Raw genomic sequence first — 232 nt, forward strand, 5'->3', positions numbered from 1 at the left:
TGGCCGCCGCCGGAACCGAGGAATCCGCCGAGCAGGCCGCCGCTGCCGCCGGCACCGCCCGCGCCGCCGGTGCTGTCGGCAGGGTTGAAACCGCCGATCGCGCTCGGGCTCAAGCCGCCGTTGCCGCCGTTACCGCCGCCGCCTAACAACCCTCCCGCCCCGCCGGTGCCGGCGGCAGCGGCGGCCTGCTCGGCGGATTCCTCGGTTCCGGCGGCGGCCACGGCGGGACGGG

Annotated in this window: 1 pseudogene; it reads right to left on the minus strand. The window is 78.9% G+C overall.

What is annotated here, in order from left to right:
- Nucleotides 1-232, minus strand: a pseudogene (locus BST27_RS35265) (hypothetical protein); the annotation flags it as partial.

This window comes from Mycobacterium intermedium (assembly GCF_002086275.1).
Lineage (GTDB): Bacteria > Actinomycetota > Actinomycetes > Mycobacteriales > Mycobacteriaceae > Mycobacterium > Mycobacterium intermedium.